Origin of the sequence: Cellvibrio chitinivorans, from assembly GCF_035117775.1 — a bacterium.
Taxonomy (GTDB): domain Bacteria; phylum Pseudomonadota; class Gammaproteobacteria; order Pseudomonadales; family Cellvibrionaceae; genus Cellvibrio; species Cellvibrio chitinivorans.
On sequence record NZ_JAYKKN010000013.1, the window covers coordinates 1 to 16,851 of the forward strand.

General features: G+C 43.2%; 16 protein-coding genes. 11 read left to right on the forward strand and 5 right to left on the reverse strand.

The annotated features are described in order from the left end of the window. Positions 1–268: 268 nt before the first annotated feature. The 4 genes from SPL68_RS18015 to SPL68_RS18030 all read left to right on the forward strand — a co-directional run bounded on the left by SPL68_RS18015 (position 269) and on the right by SPL68_RS18030 (position 3,263). Positions 269–568, forward strand: a complete 300-nt coding sequence (locus tag SPL68_RS18015; protein ID WP_323816564.1) for a hypothetical protein — start codon at positions 269–271, stop codon at positions 566–568. A gap of 68 nt (positions 569–636) precedes the next feature. Then, on the forward strand, positions 637–1,767 hold the full coding sequence (locus SPL68_RS18020; RefSeq protein WP_323816565.1) for a ParM/StbA family protein: 1,131 nt from the start codon (positions 637–639) through the stop codon (positions 1,765–1,767). A 279-nt stretch (positions 1,768–2,046) separates the two neighbouring features. Further along, positions 2,047–2,718: a hypothetical protein gene (locus SPL68_RS18025; protein WP_323816566.1), complete on the forward strand. Its 672-nt coding sequence runs from the start codon at positions 2,047–2,049 to the stop codon at positions 2,716–2,718. Between the two features lie 113 nt (positions 2,719–2,831). Next, positions 2,832–3,263, forward strand: coding sequence for a hypothetical protein (locus SPL68_RS18030; RefSeq protein ID WP_323816567.1), 432 nt, complete (start codon positions 2,832–2,834; stop codon positions 3,261–3,263). Positions 3,264–3,327: 64 nt separating this feature from the next. Here the strand turns inward: SPL68_RS18030 and SPL68_RS18035 are convergent, their stop codons facing one another. The 4 genes from SPL68_RS18035 to SPL68_RS18050 form a co-directional block, all read right to left on the reverse strand. Further along, positions 3,328–4,275, reverse strand: coding sequence for a DNA replication terminus site-binding protein (locus tag SPL68_RS18035; RefSeq protein ID WP_323816568.1), 948 nt, complete (start codon positions 4,273–4,275; stop codon positions 3,328–3,330). A 366-nt stretch (positions 4,276–4,641) separates the two neighbouring features. Further along, positions 4,642–7,743 carry an error-prone DNA polymerase gene (locus SPL68_RS18040; protein WP_323816569.1) on the reverse strand — a complete coding sequence of 1,034 codons (3,102 nt, stop codon included), beginning with the start codon at positions 7,741–7,743 and terminating at the stop codon, positions 4,642–4,644. Then, a complete protein-coding gene (locus tag SPL68_RS18045; protein WP_323816570.1) occupies positions 7,743–9,263 on the reverse strand; it encodes a Y-family DNA polymerase in 1,521 nt (506 codons plus the stop codon). Before SPL68_RS18045 ends, SPL68_RS18040 begins: the two co-directional genes overlap by 1 nt. After that, on the reverse strand, positions 9,260–10,048 hold the full coding sequence (locus SPL68_RS18050) for a diguanylate cyclase (protein WP_323816571.1): 789 nt from the start codon (positions 10,046–10,048) through the stop codon (positions 9,260–9,262). Before SPL68_RS18050 ends, SPL68_RS18045 begins: the two co-directional genes overlap by 4 nt. Before the next feature lie 107 nt (positions 10,049–10,155). Between SPL68_RS18050 and SPL68_RS18055 the strand changes: the two genes are divergently transcribed. The 7 genes from SPL68_RS18055 to SPL68_RS18085 all read left to right on the forward strand — a co-directional run bounded on the left by SPL68_RS18055 (position 10,156) and on the right by SPL68_RS18085 (position 15,535). Further along, positions 10,156–10,869 carry an SOS response-associated peptidase family protein gene (locus SPL68_RS18055; RefSeq protein WP_323816572.1) on the forward strand — a complete coding sequence of 238 codons (714 nt, stop codon included), beginning with the start codon at positions 10,156–10,158 and terminating at the stop codon, positions 10,867–10,869. Positions 10,870–11,838: 969 nt separating this feature from the next. Then, positions 11,839–12,114 carry a hypothetical protein gene (locus SPL68_RS18060; protein ID WP_323816573.1) on the forward strand — a complete coding sequence of 92 codons (276 nt, stop codon included), beginning with the start codon at positions 11,839–11,841 and terminating at the stop codon, positions 12,112–12,114. A 143-nt stretch (positions 12,115–12,257) separates the two neighbouring features. Then, the gene (locus SPL68_RS18065) at positions 12,258–12,572 is read left to right on the forward strand and encodes a hypothetical protein (protein ID WP_323816574.1); all 315 of its coding nucleotides are present in this window, start codon (positions 12,258–12,260) and stop codon (positions 12,570–12,572) included. 209 nt (positions 12,573–12,781) lie between these two features. After that, the gene (locus SPL68_RS18070) at positions 12,782–13,483 is read left to right on the forward strand and encodes a hypothetical protein (protein ID WP_323816575.1); all 702 of its coding nucleotides are present in this window, start codon (positions 12,782–12,784) and stop codon (positions 13,481–13,483) included. A 150-nt stretch (positions 13,484–13,633) separates the two neighbouring features. After that, entirely contained in the window at positions 13,634–13,999 is a 366-nt protein-coding gene (locus SPL68_RS18075; RefSeq protein ID WP_323816576.1) for an HNH endonuclease, read from the forward strand. 134 nt (positions 14,000–14,133) lie between these two features. After that, positions 14,134–14,430: a hypothetical protein gene (locus SPL68_RS18080; RefSeq protein ID WP_323816577.1), complete on the forward strand. Its 297-nt coding sequence runs from the start codon at positions 14,134–14,136 to the stop codon at positions 14,428–14,430. 658 nt (positions 14,431–15,088) lie between these two features. Further along, positions 15,089–15,535: a hypothetical protein gene (locus SPL68_RS18085; RefSeq protein WP_323816578.1), complete on the forward strand. Its 447-nt coding sequence runs from the start codon at positions 15,089–15,091 to the stop codon at positions 15,533–15,535. Between the two features lie 674 nt (positions 15,536–16,209). Here the strand turns inward: SPL68_RS18085 and SPL68_RS18090 are convergent. Next, positions 16,210–16,545, reverse strand: a complete 336-nt coding sequence (locus SPL68_RS18090) for a hypothetical protein (protein ID WP_323816579.1) — start codon at positions 16,543–16,545, stop codon at positions 16,210–16,212. Between the last annotated feature and the right edge of the window lie 306 nt (positions 16,546–16,851).

Here is a 16,851-nt window from a genome sequence, read left to right on the forward strand (position 1 = left end):
GTTCAAACCCACCGAAAAAGGAGAAAAAGACGACAGCTTATCCACAACCCAAACCCGTAAAATAAACCATTAAGGGTGGGTCAAAATTCAACGCAAAAGGTGGGTCAGTTTTAAACGCAAATCAACACTCGGGCGCTCAATCTTTCACTGCGAGTGATGCGGATGTTGACTCGGCGCTTGCCAGCTACGGGGCGGCGGCCAATCTTCCAAAGTTTTCGACTGCCGATGAAAAGGACGCGGCGATCAAAAGTCCGCCTTACGTGATGACATGCAGAACCGTCGGGATAAGATGGATGATAGATTTAATCACGATTGGTCGCACACATACAAAGACACTGTTAGTGGCCCTGCAGGATTTGAAGTGAATGCGCTTGTGATGTTCCCCGCAGCGGTTTGCCATCTGGTACCTGGCATGGCGGATCTTCTATTAATAGTGATCTGGGTGGCCGCAGATATCATTATCAGAAACAAAGGGTACACCGTTTTGAGTTTTGCCCGTCGACTGCGAGTGAAATTGACTGTTTCAAAAATTATGGGCGGGAAAAACAGAATTAAAGGACGGCGTTGATTAAAGGCTAAACGACTTCGAATTGCACGCAGTCAATAACTATCTACTACCAATATTAGGTGAAGAAAATGGTTAAACATCAATTTAAAGCGAAAAGAACATTAGATGGACTTAAAGCGCTTGCTGCGAACGGTTATGCCATCTTCATTGACGACAATGGCTATGATAGTCACAAGATAATTTCTATTGGCGCGGATGGCTCAGTACACCGTTTTAAACTCAACTCCTTAGTGAAAACTGGAACTCAGAATGTTTTGCGTGACCACGATGGAAACATCATCAGCGCTTACGAAATTGGTGGTCAACTGTACACCTGCAATGAGTCATTAGGTCGCGACAGTCAATCTTTGCTGGACAATTATCAGTACTCGAATGAAAACTTGGCACTCTTTTCACATTGCGTCCAAAGATCAAAAATGTGGGATAAAAAGCTGATAATCGCCACGACACTTCCAGTTAAGCGTATGGAAGTGGATGGAAACAAACAGAAGGTGATTGCTCAATTTAAAACCCCTGTTGTGCGCGCTGGTAAATCAGAGCCGCTACAGATTGCATCCCATATGGTTGTAGCTGAGGGGCATGCTGCGTTCTACGAGTGGGCGATCAACTACGATGGTTCTGTATTACAGGAGGCAGCTGAAGCCGAAACTATCCTTGTAGTTGATATTGGTGGTGGAACTATAGACCTTGTAACCATGACTAGCGCCGGACAACTCAATGTCAGTGTGGATGAAGCACGCTGCTTTACGTTTGAAGGTTTTGGCCTTGTTTCTCTTAAAGATGAATTAGCTAAGTTAATTCAATTTAAGTTGAAGGTAGAACTGCCAGAGGATTATAAAGCAGCGGCAAATAACATCTCCCAAAGAACAGTTGATGCAGCGTTCGACACTGGTTTTATATCCTTCCCAATGCTCAACAAGCCTATCGATATCAGCGAAGAGGTAAGCCGTCTTAAAGGTGATTGGGTAGCCAAGCTGTTAAGGCTTATCGTAGAAAATGTTGATCGGTTAGATGGCTATAACAAAATCCTGATCGCCGGAGGAGGTGCGGTTGCTCTTGAGCAAGAAATTGACACTCGATTGCCTGGGTGCGTCTATCTGGATGAATATGCAAATGTAAACGGGCTAGCCAAGCTGATGGCTTGTATTCTGATCAATCGTTTGAAAGAGAGCGTATTAGTGGCTGAAGGGGTTAGTTGATATGGAGAGCCCCAGTTTATTAGTTGGCGTATCCATACATACCGGTAGTGTTCGGTAATATTCCAGTTGAAACCGATCCCGCCTCTAACATTGAACAAGATTTTGACGCCCTAGCTAACAACATTTAATACAAATCTTCAAACAAGCATGGAGGCCATTGTTCCCCGCCAATAAAAGCCATTCATTTTCAATTTATAAAAACTCTAAAGAAAAAGATTGACCTTTTGTTTTTAAGAAATAATTTGGTCTTAGTGAGTTAAACAACTGAGGAAGAAAAAAGTGGAACTGACTAAATTCAAAAAAGTGAATGGTAAGGCGGTAGATATCGTGCCCACTTTCGCTGGTTATGTAGTGATGGGCGCTGAAAAGCTGCCAAGCATAGTTTCAGGATTGATCACCTTAGTGCTGGGCAGCATTTGTGGTTACATGATGGTGGTTGGCTGGGTTGGATTATTGGCAGCAGGATTGGTTGCCTTATACCTTTCAATCCCAATTTCTATGAATAGAGCGGTTCAGCGTGGGGAGGTTAGCCCTTTTACGCTCGCATTAATCTGTGTGATTTTTTTCTTTTTCCCATTGGTATTTTGGGTCTTTACATGGAATGACATGCCGTGGAATGTTATTTTTGAATTGAATGTTAAGGCCTTTCTGATACTTGTGGAGCCTGGGACTCAGATTATTGCAAACGTGATTATGTTTATTTGTGCAATTTTTAGCGATTACGAAGTAAACATGCATAATGTATTGCTTGCAAAAAAAGAGTGGAGCTATTGGATTATTTGCACATACCACCTTGCTATTATTTTTCCATTGATCGTAGGTCTTTTTAACTTGGGTTATCAAACGTATAAAAGCAAACCTACTTTTGGTGAAAGGTTGTTACTTGTAATTATGATGGTGGTTCCAATGTGCTGGGTTTGGTTTGTTATGAAAAGAAATGGTTTCGTTTGAGACACGAGGATGGGCGCTTAACAACTTATATTTTATAGTCGTTTACTACTGGCATAATCTGATTATGTATATCTATTAACGTTTATTTGAATTGTAATGATGAGGTGTTGCGCTTGAGTGGAAATTTCAATGCATTTGATTTTGAAACCTGTCGTGAATACGGTGAGTGGTTGGTTAGGGAAAATCAAATTTTTCTTGAGCACTCTAGACTCTCTTATGAAGCAAGAGAATGTGTAATGGACAATATAGAAAGAGGGAGAGAATATCTAGCGCAGGGCAATCGTAGTCTCTATGAATATGATTGCGAAAGAAATATTCGTCTGAAAGAGCAATACGAAAAAAAATTGATCGCAACGGCAGCGCGTAGACACAAAGAAAGACAGGTTCGTGAACAAAAGGACATTGTTAGAAATGCAAGGCGTACTATTACTATCGCTAGGACTAGAGCTCAACGTGGTGATGGGGATGACTATTTTGAATACCATAAAACAATCCCTTTGATTGCTCGCCTAGATTATCCTCCTTCCTATTTTTTCCCTTTTTAGCGAATTGGAAGCAGAATCATCTAATGCGATAGCTTGGCAATAAGAATCACCTTAGGCCGACAGTCTATGAAAGAAGCTCTATCTGTACTCCAGAAAATGAACCGATAATTTGAGTCCGTTGCTTGTCATTTCGTTGTTTGCGTGTTGCTGCTAATTGAGCGTTGAACTGTTTTATCGGTGCAGTTTTGATTGCAATATCCTGAAAGACGAGTACAGGCAAAGGTGCGTTGTATGTCTTCCGGAAAATTTCCCCGTTAAATGATCCATCAGTCTTGTCCTGTGCGGGACGAGCAATTCGTGTTGCTTCGGGTGGAATATAGGAGACTACATTGGCTGCTGGTTGTACTTTTATTGGGTAGCGCAACCGTAGTTGATCGGGGTTGACCATGGATAAGTTGGTTAGGAGTTGCTCCAAGGGAAGAAGGGTATATTCATTTGCTGAAAGTATCGCCTGTTGAATTTGCGCGATTAAATCATTGAACTTTTTTGGACTTGGAAGCACGACGGAATCTTTTCGTTGCCAACTAAACCGAACTGACTTTATTTCTTGTCGATCGAAGCAAAGAATTTGTCGGTACAGATGTTTGGTCATTATTCCATGAGCACATTCGCGAATTGCGGCAAAGCGCATCGAGCGAGTGGAGTAGGTGTCAGTAATGTACCTTTCCAAAGAGGCTTTGGTTAAATTGATATGTTTGATGAGAGCTACAGTCTCTAAACTCAATGCCGTTTTTTCAGGAAAGCGAATGACTCCAACATAACGCCGGGTAGCTTTTTGTGACCAGGGTTTTACGATATGGAGGTCGTTAAAAGCGTGTGCGGCGAACTCAATGGCATCAAGATCCCGATGTTCTTCGGGATGAATTAGTTCGAGCGGTTCTGTTTCATCGCCTTTGAGTACGGGCGGGATAAGTGATACACACGCTTGCAATGGAGTATTTTGCCGCAGGAGACCACCTAGCTTTGCTAGCGATAGTTTGATCTCGTCTATAAGGAGTTGCGGGTTAGACATGACATTACTCGGTTGGCTTATTGAGTAACTATATTAGACCATTATGCAACAAATTTTTGTTACTTGCTAACTTTTCCTTTTCTTATGGTAAGAGGTAAGTGTGATGGCATTATTTTAATAATAAGTTGCATAATGGTCTAAATAATCAGTAATGATTTAAGATGTCATATTGAGAGACTTTCATCGCTCATTGATTTATGCCTGTTTTTCATGCTTTTAAAGCATAAATATTTTTTTATTAAACATATGCCTTTAATTGAAATTATGATGATTTTTTATTTCGCTTTTATTCCATAAGATAAAAATATATAAGCACTCATTATTTGCTAACGCATAGACTATCTTTTCTATATCACTTGTCACTGCTTAATGAAAGTCCCGCGATTTAACTGAGAGCGTTTGTAAGCGAGGGGTTAAGTCTTCTATTTTTCCTGCGATGACATGAATCACAGGCGTGGCTACACCTTCAGTTAATATTTCAACAGTTCCATTAATAACTAACAGCTTTCCTGTGAGTATCTGAGAGCGGAAATGCTGTTGGGTGCTGTTCCAAATCACCACGTTGATGGTGCCCGTTTCATCTTCCAGTGATAAAAACAATACGCCAGTTGCGGTGCCGGGTCGCTGTTTTCCGGTGACGAGACCGGCGACTCGCACAAAACCTTTATGAGGCAGGTTGATTAAATCTATATAGCGCGTTGCGTTTTTAAATGGTGGCTCTTGCCGAAGGATTGCCATCGGGTGTGTTCGCAGTGTTAAGCCTGTTGCGAAATAATCTTCCATCACGTTCTCTTCCAACGAAGGCGCATCCATTAACAGATCATCTTGATCTGTTTCGCTGTCGTTAAGTAGCTGTGAGTGAGATACGAGCGCTGATGCTTCCCAATGTGCTCTGTATCTATTACCTGCTATTGAATTAAAAGCGTCGGCAGCAGCCAGATGTGTCATGTCGGTTGCGGTGAGGGATGTACGATTGCTTACCTCTTTGAGTGATTTGAATCTTTTATTTCCCCGCGCACTTGCAACCGCCTTGGCGCGTTCCGTATTCAGCGTACTTACGGCAATAAAACCCATGCGGATTGCATGACGGCCATGCTGATCTATTTCCAGTGTGTATTCGTAATGGCTGTAATTGATATCGACAGGAAATATTGAAATATCATGGCGACGTGCGTCCTGAATTAATTGAGATGGGCTGTAAAAACCCATTGGTTGGCTGTTTAAGAGTGCGCAATAAAATGCGGCTGGGTGATGGCATTTAATCCAGCTGGACACATAACACAAAATGGCAAAACTTGCGGAGTGGGATTCTGGAAATCCATAGCCTCCAAAACCTTTCACCTGCTCAAATAAATCGTCTGCAAATTCCTGTGAATAACCGTTGTTTAGCAACCCCTCTTTGAACTTTTCCTCGAACAACAACAGCTTTGAATTTTTTCCCCAATTGGTGATTGCTCTACGCAGTTGATCCGCTTCGCCACCGGTAAAGCCTGCTGCAACCATTGAGAGACGCATGACCTGTTCCTGAAAAATCGGAACTCCCAATGTGGGTGTTAATACGTCTTTAACGGCGTCGCTCACATAGGTGATGGGTTCTTCGCCGGAACGGCGGCGCAAATAAGGGTGCACCATATCGCCTTGAATAGGGCCTGGGCGAACTATCGCGATTTGAATTACTAGGTCATAAAAGCACCTGGGTTGTAGGCGTGGCAGCATTGCCATTTGTGCACGGCTTTCTATTTGAAATACGCCGACGCTGTCGCCACGACAAAGCATGTTGTAGGTTGCCGTGTCTTCTCGTGGAATATCTTGCAGTGTTTTGATACTTGGATTGTAGGCAGAGATATAACTGAGTGAACGCCGCAGCGCCGATAGCATCCCTAATGCCAATACATCCACTTTCAATAAACGCATTGCCTCTAAATCTTCTTTATCCCACTGAATAATGGTTCGCTCGGGCATGGAGGCATTTTCCAGCGGCACCAGATCGCTCAGTTTGCTTTCGGAAATAACAAAGCCGCCGACATGTTGGCTCAGGTGGCGGGGGTAACCGTGAATTTGTTGCACCAGATTAAAAAAGTGCAATAGCAACTTGGATTGGGGGTTAGACCGGGAATTGCCATTCAATGCGGTGATTTGCGCTTCAAGGCTTTCCTGCTTGTCCCACCAAGTAATATTTTTAGCGAGATGATCAATCAAGGTCTCATCCAGTCCTAAGGCTTTGCCCACATCCCTGACAGAGCTTTTGGTGCGATAGGTAATTACGGTTGCAGCAATGGCGGCGCGCTCGCGCCCGTATTTTTGGTAAATATATTGAATGACTTCTTCGCGCCGCTGGTGCTCAAAGTCTACGTCGATATCGGGCGGCTCATCCCGCTCATGTGAAATAAAACGTTCAAACAAAACATTGATTTGCCCCGGTTCAATTTCGGTGATGAACAGGCAATAGCACACCACGGAATTCGCGGCTGAACCTCTACCTTGGCAGAATATTTTTTGTTGCCGAGCAAAACGGACGATGTCATGTACCGTTAAAAAGTAAAATTCATAGGCAAGTTCTTCTATAAGAGTCAATTCTTTTTCAATTAACTGCTCAATAGGTTCGGGCACACCTTGTGGCCAGCGAGTGGGCTTGCCGCTCTCAACCAGATTGCGCAAATGCTGAATGGGTGTGCAACCTTCAGGGACTAATTCTTGTGGATATTGGTAGCGCAACTCGGCCATTGAGAAATGACACAGATCGGCAATGGTGCAGGTTTCTTCCAGTAATTCGGGTGGATAAAGACGAGCGAGTTGATGGAGGGATTTTAAATAGGCTTCGCCATTTAATTCCAACGTACTGCCCATCTCTTGCACGGGAGTGTTGTGGCGAATTGCGGTGACTATATCTTGCAGGGGCTTGCGCTCATTGCAATGCATCAAAGCCTCATCGCACGCCACCAGTGGAATATTGTTGTCGATAGCGAGTTGCTGCCAGCGTTTAAAATCCTGCTGCTCGCCACCATGCAGTTGGTGATTAATACCAATCCATAGGCGATCTTTAAAGCCATTGCTGAGTTCTGTTGCGTGCGTATCCGAAATCATTTCACTTAATTGTGCTACCCAAATAATCAGGCAAGAGCGCAAACGAAAACGCAGGTCTTCAAAGTGCGCTTCGTATTCGCCTTTTTCTGCTCTGCGCCTTGCCAGCGTAATAAAACCTGATAGTTCGGCATAAGCGATGCGCGAAGGTGCAATCGCAATGAGTTGCATGCCGTTGGATAGAGTGAAGCGGCTACCGATAATTAATTTAATTCCCCGTTGCTCAGCAACCACAAACGCTTTGACGACACCGGCGAGTGAGCATTCATCAGTAATCGCAATGGCGTCGTAACCTAGATCATCGGCGCGTTCAATGTATTCACCGGGGTGAGATGCGCCGGTTAAAAAAGTGAAATTGGTAATGGTGTGTAAGTGAGCGTAGCGCATCAGGCAAAGACTCCATGCACATACCACTTTTTGTCGTAGAGATTAAAAAAAATCCACAAGTGCAAATGGTCGTGGCGCTTGGCAAGGTAATAGTCTCGTGCGACAGGTGCGTCCCACCAATTGCCGATTATGCGTTCCGGCTCCGACAGCGGTGAAACATAGCCATTCCAAAACAACCGCTCGTTGCGCTGCTCCATCAATTCCGGTGCGGTGAGCAGCCAAGTGGGGCGTAATACGTGTTGGTATTTTGCGGGCAGGTTTTGCAGGGATTTTTCCAGTAGCTTATGGGTAATGTTATTCAGCTCGGGAACCCGGCTTTTATCGCTGTAACCTAATTTGTAGACGGCATCTTCACCCAAGCGGGCTTTGAGCTTGGCGATAGTTAAGGCGAAATCCTGCGTGGAGGTTTTGCGGCGGCGTGCGCCTTCAAAATCCAGTAGCTCGGTAGTGGTTTGGATTGCTAGCGTGTGTTCACACAGCAACTTAATCGTATCGACTTCAAAGAGAAGTTCTTTGTTATCGAACTGGATAATCGACAGATCAAATAGCAACTGCCAGTGACTTTGTGGCGTATCGCTATGAACATTGAGTATTTCTTTTTCCCGATAGATATCGGAAATGGTCCAGCGGATGTGTTGGCATTGCTGCTGGCGTTTACGCAAGTAATCACACAGTTGTTGCAACAACGATTCAATGGCCGGTTTTAGTTGATCAACTTGTGCTACCGGATAGTCAAATTGAATCTCCTGCTCAAACCACTCATCGGGTTGATAGATGTCCCGTGGTTTTTGAAACAGAGAGGCTTGTTGGAAATGCTGGTCAATATCATAAATCTCGCAGAGCACATCACTAAATTTTTGCCCCATGCGTTTGGTAAAACTGCGTAGGGAGTTGCCCTGAATTTGGGTGGCAATATCGCCAAAACGGCGAAAGCCGGTTTTATGCAATGCCTCCAAGGCTTTGGGGTAATCCACCAGCAGATCAATCGGCAGTTGATTTAATCGTTCAATAAAAAGGGATTTGGTTTCAGCGCCGCTGATTTCCCAATCTGCAAACGACAAATACCAAGCGGCCTTGGCAGAGTGAGCCAAGCCGAATGTATAGACGTATTCTGTTTGTTGCATAAAGGCTACGACCTGCTCAGTCATCGCCTTAATGCCGCCAAACAAACGCAAACAGCTGGAGATCTCTAACAACACGCCCGACTCAGCAGATTCGCTACTGCAATAGGTTTCTATGTAGGGCGTAAATTGATACAGCTGTTCAGAGAGTGTGTGGAGTGCTTGCGCTTCTTTTGTGTGATCACGTGCTACAGCAACGCAGCCCGTTAGTAATTGGGCGCTGGTGATATCCATACCAATGCGTGCACCCTTAGCCTCTGCGACAGGGTTAGCAAAGATCACCTGTTTGGATTCGATAACGACGACGGGGTTAGTTGTGGGGTCATTAACTTCCAATGCCGATAGTGGAAGATCGGAACACCGAATGGCCAACCAAAGTCGTGAAAACTGCTCACTCACTTTGTCCCTCGAATCGGTGTGACACTGGCGAGGCGTTTGGATTTTTGCGGTCGCGTTTGATTGGGAATTGATTGCGTGAGCGCGTAATAGGGCAGTGCTGGCTGCCAGCTATTAGGTAGCGGAATCACAATGGGTTGTGGTTGCTGTTTCAGTAAAAAACCTTTCTGTTTAAACGCCGTGACTTCCAATCCATTAGGCACCAGTTGCACAAATAAGCGCAGTGCGGCAGGCGAGCTTTGCTGTTGGTTTTGCTGGGGGCTCAGCATCACGCACAGACCTGTGCTTTCCGTTGCTGCCAGTGCGCATTTACGCAACTCGGTGTAGGTCAAATTCTCTTTGGGGGGCCATGCCAGTATGGCGCCGACACTGGCACGGGCAAGCTCGATAAAGCTGGCCACAAAGTGGCTTTTATCGCGGGTATTTACTACCACTAGGCGATCCAGGTCTATTCCCATCTGCATGTATGGCAAGCTGAAAGGCACCGCAGGCGGATTGAGCAATACAATCAGCCCTGGTTGTTCCAGCAAAGCTGGGCTAAACAGTTGCCATTCGGCTTGGATGCCCCGCTGACAAACCTCAATTAAACTACCCAAAGGCCAGCCCTTGTTAAGCAAGCCCTCATTGAGCAGATCAAAACCAGTGGTCAGCGCCACGCGGCTGGTAAAGCGGCGCGAATGCCCCAGCCAAGTGTCATCTCGCTGCAATAGCTGCTCTAGGCTGACTGGCTGAATAACGGCATCAGCTTGGTCGGGGGTACTGGATTGATCGGGCGGTAGGGTTGTCATGGTTTCAAAGCTATACTGTGTTTATGTACAGTATAGTGCAGAGGTATGCTGTATGGTCAATCGGGAAAGTTAGAACTTTTTGGCGCTTGGGGGATGGGGTATAAGCTATGTGCGGTTATTTAAGGCGTCATGTAACGCCACGGGACTTGCGGGCGTTCCTCGATCTGCTGGGTGTAAAAAGCAATGACATCGACTGGGGCGAGAATGAGCCTGAGTACGACATCCCCAAACTTGAGCACTTCTATCCCGCATGGGGCGGCAATACGAGCCGAACCATTAAAAGGTTACTGGTTGAGGAGCAAGGTGAGCTAAAACTGGTCGATGCTACCTGGTGGTATCACGCACAGGAAGTAGATGGCCAAGTCGTGCTCGGTTCTAAAAAAACCTTTAATGCACGCAATCTGCATTACGCATTTTGGAGCAACGCCATTAATCATCGCCGTGCTATTGCCATAGTGACCGGCGTTGGGGAGGGTAAAAATGTTAACGGCAAAGATGTTCACTACCTAATCGAATCGGATGATTTTTTATTGCTAGGTGCGGTGTATCAACGCTTTCCCTCCGGCCAATACACTTGCTCCATCATCACCCGCGATTCTGATCCGCAGTATCAGCTTTATCACGAAAACTCATTTCCTTTATTTCTGCCAAATGATGTAGAGACGTTAAAACTCTGGTTAGGTACAGCAACAGCGGATCACCCAAAAATTAAAGAGATGTTGGATAACCCGAAAGTAGTAAACGATTTAGCAATCACGCCCGTAAAAACATTTAAAGATGCGGTGCCTACAGGACCAACTGAATATCTGAAAGCGGAATAGCTAACGGGAAAGAGCCTAGTTTGTCATAAGGCGTAATTGACGCCATTCCATCTATGGGCTTAACTCGATCAATGTCGTAATTGTGCCCATTAGTTAATGGTGAGCTTGTGCTCCCCCACAATATTGAAAGACCGTAATGTGCCCAAAGCGGACCTTAATATTAAGCGAAGAAACTTTTCATTACTGAATGTGAGCGCGCGCTTTCCAAGTCCAACCTTGTATATTTATGCAGTATATTTTTTAGATCCCAGGAGTGTGCTCAAAATGCAACTTATCAATGCTCATTTAAAACTTTCGGCAGGATAAAAAAGTCTCTATAGTCAGTAACTTGGGGAATGCCAATAGTTGATATTGAGCATTTGATTAGGAAGAATCGAGCATGCGCAGTTTCTACCAGGCCAAAACAGATAGATCTCACTGTAATTCATATGAATTCAAAAGATTACGAGAAGATCTTGAAATCGGTTTAAGGATAGATAATGCGCATGCGCAGTATACAAATGTTACACAGTAAGTTTGTTTTTTATTGGTAATTCCTGCTTGCGGAAAGTCATAAGTTTGGTGGTTTTCCGGGGCATAGTAGTTCCGGGCAAAATTGAATCTCTTTTTGTTGGAATGTATTGGCTGCTTGTATTTCGCCATTTGAGGCATTTTAAAAATAACCACTGCGTGTTATTTTCTGGCGAGTTTATCGCTCTGAATAACGCGGTAAAAATAACCGTTGTGCAAGCGGAACCTTAATCGCACTTTGTCGCTTTCTGAAAGGTTAGTTGACTTTTCTAGTTCGGTTTAATTAAGAAATCCGTTTGTGTAACAAGTCGTACCAGCACGCGCCTTCGGCGCTGGACAATTTGTAAGTCGCCTTTTTGTGGTTTTGCTACGCAAAAGTATTCCACAAAAAATCAACTTACAAATTGCCGCTGTACTAGGCGTTATGTGTCTCGAATATTCCAAGTTCGGAGTTAAAAGTTGGAAAAATTTAAAAACGCAGGTAAGTCTTTACGAGCCGAAGCAAAAGTAATGGTCAGGCAATTTATGGAGCAACATGAACTATGTGCTCCAAATTCGTCAGGACTTAAACAGGCTGAAATTTTCAGAGAATGCGGCTTAGACTGGAGCAATAAGCCAAAAGCCACTTCTTCGAATCAACAATATTGGCTGGTGGCTTTGCTTAAAGAACTTGAAGAAGAGGGAGTTGTTGAGCAAGTGAACGAGAGTGGACCTTGGCGGTTACTCGCTAAGTAACACATAACAAAGCGTAGCAGCCCGCGCACTACGTGCGCTGGACAGTTTGTAAGTCGCGGCTTTGTGTTTTTGCTGCGCAAAAGTATTACACAAAACCACAACTTACAAACTGCCGCTGTACGCGGCGTTATGCAAAGGAAGTTATGAAAATATCGCTATTACCGCTTCTGTTGCTTCTTTCATCTTGTTCATATTTAAGTTATGAGCTTGAGTATTCTAAACAACGGAATGAGGCAAAAAAATCCGATGATTATAGCCACTGGCCACAAGCGAAGGCTGAAGTTGAGAAAAAGTGCTCTAAAGTAAGCGGCATATATCAAGGACACAGTCGTGTGGTTTCAGTATATTTTGAAGGCGGCACTACACTAACAACTATATCTCCTGAAATTGACCAAATTCTTGATGTTATTTTATCGTGTCGTGGAAGCTATGAAGGTGTGGAAATCCTAATGGAATAGGCGAAGCATAACAAAGCGGTCAAACACCGTTCCGCTTCGCTCCACTGGACAGAATTTAAGTCGCGGCTTTGTGGTTTTGCTGCGCAAAAGTATTCCACAAAACCGCAACTTAAATTCTGCCGTTTACCGCGGCGTTAAATTAGGAAGAGTGTGTGCACAACAAATCGGTTGATTCTTTACAGAGACATATTTCTTATTTTAGATCTCTTATGGTTGAGCGTAGTAGTCGTGAAGCCAAACCAGAGGAGGAATACTCTGCTTTTATTAAGCGCACGCTAAAGTTGAACAAGCCTGAGGACTGGAAATTTATTTGCTCAGCAATGGATTTAATCGAAGATACTTGTTCTGCAATAGATCACTTTCTTCGTTTCGGTTTGAACGGTTCTTCTCGGTATGACGAAATTGGTGAGAAGTATCTTCGGCTGTACGGTGTTCTAAATTCCACCTATTTGCAGCAAGAGGCTACCTACGTTATTTGCAAATGTTGTCAAGTAGATCAATTAAAACAGTTTAAAGAGGCAATAGAGTCGCTCGAAATTAGAGATGTCAGGCATAAACTGGGCGCGCACAGCGTAGATTACATTTCAAAACACAGTCAAGAGTCCCTGTCTTTCGTTCCCGTTCAAATTTTATTAAGTGGCATGAGCTGTACTTATATGAACAACAATACATTTGAACAAACAACTGTAAATCTTCAAACGTTACTCGAAGAACACGTTCGTCTAATGACAAAAATAATTTTTTCTACGCTAAAAAAAATGAAAAAAACATTGTACAAAACTGACAAATTAAAACTCGCTGAGGTTGAGAGATATCTAGAAGCCTTATCAGTGTTAGAAAGTGGCGGGGTTGTGCACTGGGAATATAATGAGCCAAAAATTGTAATCCGTCCTTTTGTAGAAGAAATTTAACAAGTCGCTGAAGCATCGCGCACTACGTGCGCTGGACAGTTTTTAAGTTGTAGTTTTGTGGTTTTGCTGCGCAAATGTATTCCACAAAACTACAACTTAAAAACTGCCGCTTAGCTCGGCGTTATGTGAATCAGGTCCAAGGTGCGAAGAATGAATGATGAGTTAGTGCAACAAATGGTTGAGAAGGGATATTCCCAGAGTGACGCTATAGTTTTTGTTCGTGCCAAAGGTTGTTGTGAATATTGCGGTGAACAACTCATGCATGACCGCATTAAATGGGACTCAGTTCAGTTTGATCACATAATTCCAAAATCCAAAGGTGGTACCAATGACCACGAGAATCTTGCCTTATCTTGCAAGGTTTGTAACAACGCTAAGATGACCTTTGTTCCATTAGGTAATTGTCGCTTTGAATTAATTGAATCTGCTTCTGCACATGTAAAATCTCGTCGGGAGCATGCAAATGAATTCTGGCTGGCAATTAGCAATCTCTTTAAAGAGCACAACTACACATAACAAGGCGGTCAAACTTCGTTCCGCTTCGCTCCACTGGACAGAATTTAAGTCGCGGTTTTGTGGTTTTGCTGCGCAAAAGTATTCCACAAAACCACAACTTAAATTCTGCCGTTTACCGCGGCGTTAGGCAAAGCATGAAAGAACAGAATCGTGAATTCAATATTGTAAAAACAGGAACGTTTTTATATAACGAACTGGTTGAGTGCGACATCCGAATAATTTATAGCAAAGTACGCTACGGCACAGGTGACTATGAAGACTCGCCAGAGTTTGCTAATGACTCAGTACAGGGCACTTATTATTTGGAGTATGGCTCAACAACTCAACGCGGTGTTTATAATGCTGGTAGCGGTGGTTTTTCATCAATTGAAGAAGCAACAAAAGAAGCAGAATCCGCTGTTGGTTTTGGGCATACTGTGAAATGGAAATAGGCTTAACCTATTTGCACTAAGGTTAATGGCTTGGTTCGTTTATTATTTTTAAAAAAAGCTGCTAATCAAAATATGTGCAATTAAATTAATGCCTAACAAAGCGTTGCAGCACCGTTCCGCTTCGCTCCACTCGACAGTTTGTAAGCAGCAAATTTAGCGAATCGCTGCGCGAAGTTTTTCGCAAATTCGCTGCTTACAAACTGCGGCTGAACTTAACGTTATAGGTGCTCGTTCTTTTTAAACGAGCAAGTAGAAAAGTTTTCGCAAGCAGTTGCTTTTGAGCAGTGCGGCAAATTCAAATTTCGGTGGCGTTGTTCCTCGTGCTAATAAGAAAGTAGGCAGGTTGAAAAGGGCGGGTTTTGCGGAAGTAGGGAATTACTTGGTTGGTGAAATTGGAATTCTAGTCTTGTAGCCTCTTTCCCGTTGCCACTAAGTGAGTTCTCAGAGAAAATCAGCTTTAACATTTTGTCTGGGTTTTCCGGTTCTGAAAGTACGGAGTATTTTGGTTTTTTTAATCGCTCTATAACAAAGAGTAGCAACACGCCGCTGCGCGGCTGGACAGTTTGTAAGTCGCGCTTTTGTGGTTTTGCTACGCAAAAGGTTTCCACAAAATCACAACTTACAAACTGCCGTTGTACGCGGCGTTAGGCCATCCAGAATGAAGAATATATTTAAACTTCTACCTCTTCTTTTAATTACTCAGACTTGCTTGGCGTGGGAGTGTTTGGATGGTTACGACAGATACAAAGACCCTATAGAAACTCACATTTCCAAGGCAACAGAAATAATTTTCGGAACGCTAGTTTCTGGAAATTTTGAGAAACGCAATGGCCTTATTAACTTTGAAATGTCTATTTTGAAGTCGTTTAAAGGTAAACTTTCGGGAAATGTTAGTCTAAAAACAAATCGGGACGCTTACTTTGGAGATCTTATTCTTGGTGGTAACTACATAATATTTCTTTACGGAAGCAAAGAAATAGATTTTTGTGGTGTTGTTGTAAAATTGGAACCATATTACAACAGAGTAGATCGCCTTAATAAAATATGGGATGGGAATCTTAATAACATCCATAATTTATTTGAAAATTTGAAAGGCAAGAGCTAAGCCTAACAAAGCAATCAAACGGATGGTTTTTAAGTTGCATTTTTGCCATTCCGCTTCGCTTCATTTTATGGCAAAAGTGCAACTTAAAAACCACCGTTTATCGCGGCGTTATGTGACCAGCTGTATTGAGTAGCGAGAAAGGAGCTGACTTGTTAGAGTGCCCTAACTGCAAAAATTATGGAGAAACGAATTCATTTAAGTTAGTGAATTCACACTTTACTTGCCCAATCTGTAAGTGTCGTTTTGAGCTGTCAAAAACTGGCAAGACTATTGTTCTATATAAGCCATTACCGCACATAATTTTTTCAATCATATTTATAGTTACTGCATTTTCTCTAGCTGCCGCCGGTTACAGCAAAGTTTATTTTCAATTTTTTATGTGTGCGGCGTTTTCTATTAACATTTATTATGCATGGAAAGTAAAAATAGTTTATGACAACACAAAAATATGCTTGTTATCAAAAGAATTAGTGTTTATTGACTTTTTACGGGCAGCCGTAATTATTCTCATTAATATCGGCGGCTTTATTATTTTTTCATACTTTCTATTAAACTATCTCATGTTTTAAAAGCACATAACAAAGTGCTGCAACCCGCGCACTACGTGCGCTGGACAGTTTGTAAGTCGCGGCTTTGTGGTTTTGCTGCGCAAAAGTAATCCACAAAACCACAACTTACAAACTGCCGTTGAGCACGGCGTTATGTGTACAGGCCCGCTTGAACATCGGTACTTTACAAATTAAGGCGTGGTTATGAGTAAGTGCTGCAAATATGAATACTAGAATGAAAGGCATTTTACTATTGGTCTTATCAATGGTTCTTTTTTTGAGCTCTTGGTACGGATTAATGTGGATGTTCTCTTCCTCTAGTTTGGCGTTCACTGCGTGCAATGGAAAGTACTCCCTTTTCGCAGGAAATTTTAGGTGCAGGCAGCCAAATTTGGCGCTAATGCTTTGGGTCTTCAGCGGGCTATCATCAATAGCATCTTTAATATTTGGTTTAAAGCTCATTAAAAAGCACAATCAAAATTAAGAGCTATTAATTACCATATGTACACATAACAAAGTGCTCCAACTCGCGCACTGCGTGCGCTGGACAGTTTGTAAGTCGCGGCTTTGTGGTTTTGCTGCGCAAAAGTAATCCACAAAACCACAACTTACAAACTGCCGCTGTACGCGGCGTTATGTTTCCGAGTTACCCACCAATTGTAGACACCCTGTATAGTTGAAAATCCTATATGGAGGTGCTCACTATGGCACGTAAAAAAACACAGGCTTATACCGAAGAGTTTCGTCGCGAAGCCGTTAAACGCGCAG

Excerpts from the sequence above, each read along its gene's own strand:
- SPL68_RS18015 (WP_323816564.1), top strand. The coding sequence starts at position 269 with ATGCAGAACCGTCGGGATAAGATGGATGATAGATTTAATCACGATTGG.
- SPL68_RS18020 (WP_323816565.1), top strand. The coding sequence starts at position 637 with ATGGTTAAACATCAATTTAAAGCGAAAAGAACATTAGATGGACTTAAA.
- SPL68_RS18035 (WP_323816568.1), bottom strand. The coding sequence starts at position 4,275 with ATGTCTAACCCGCAACTCCTTATAGACGAGATCAAACTATCGCTAGCA.
- SPL68_RS18040 (WP_323816569.1), bottom strand. The coding sequence starts at position 7,743 with ATGCGCTACGCTCACTTACACACCATTACCAATTTCACTTTTTTAACC.
- SPL68_RS18050 (WP_323816571.1), bottom strand. The coding sequence starts at position 10,048 with ATGACAACCCTACCGCCCGATCAATCCAGTACCCCCGACCAAGCTGAT.
- SPL68_RS18055 (WP_323816572.1), top strand. The coding sequence starts at position 10,156 with ATGTGCGGTTATTTAAGGCGTCATGTAACGCCACGGGACTTGCGGGCG.
- SPL68_RS18065 (WP_323816574.1), top strand. The coding sequence starts at position 12,258 with ATGAAAATATCGCTATTACCGCTTCTGTTGCTTCTTTCATCTTGTTCA.
- SPL68_RS18070 (WP_323816575.1), top strand. The coding sequence starts at position 12,782 with ATGGTTGAGCGTAGTAGTCGTGAAGCCAAACCAGAGGAGGAATACTCT.
- SPL68_RS18075 (WP_323816576.1), top strand. The coding sequence starts at position 13,634 with ATGAATGATGAGTTAGTGCAACAAATGGTTGAGAAGGGATATTCCCAG.
- SPL68_RS18080 (WP_323816577.1), top strand. The coding sequence starts at position 14,134 with ATGAAAGAACAGAATCGTGAATTCAATATTGTAAAAACAGGAACGTTT.
- SPL68_RS18085 (WP_323816578.1), top strand. The coding sequence starts at position 15,089 with ATGAAGAATATATTTAAACTTCTACCTCTTCTTTTAATTACTCAGACT.
- SPL68_RS18090 (WP_323816579.1), bottom strand. The coding sequence starts at position 16,545 with ATGAGCTTTAAACCAAATATTAAAGATGCTATTGATGATAGCCCGCTG.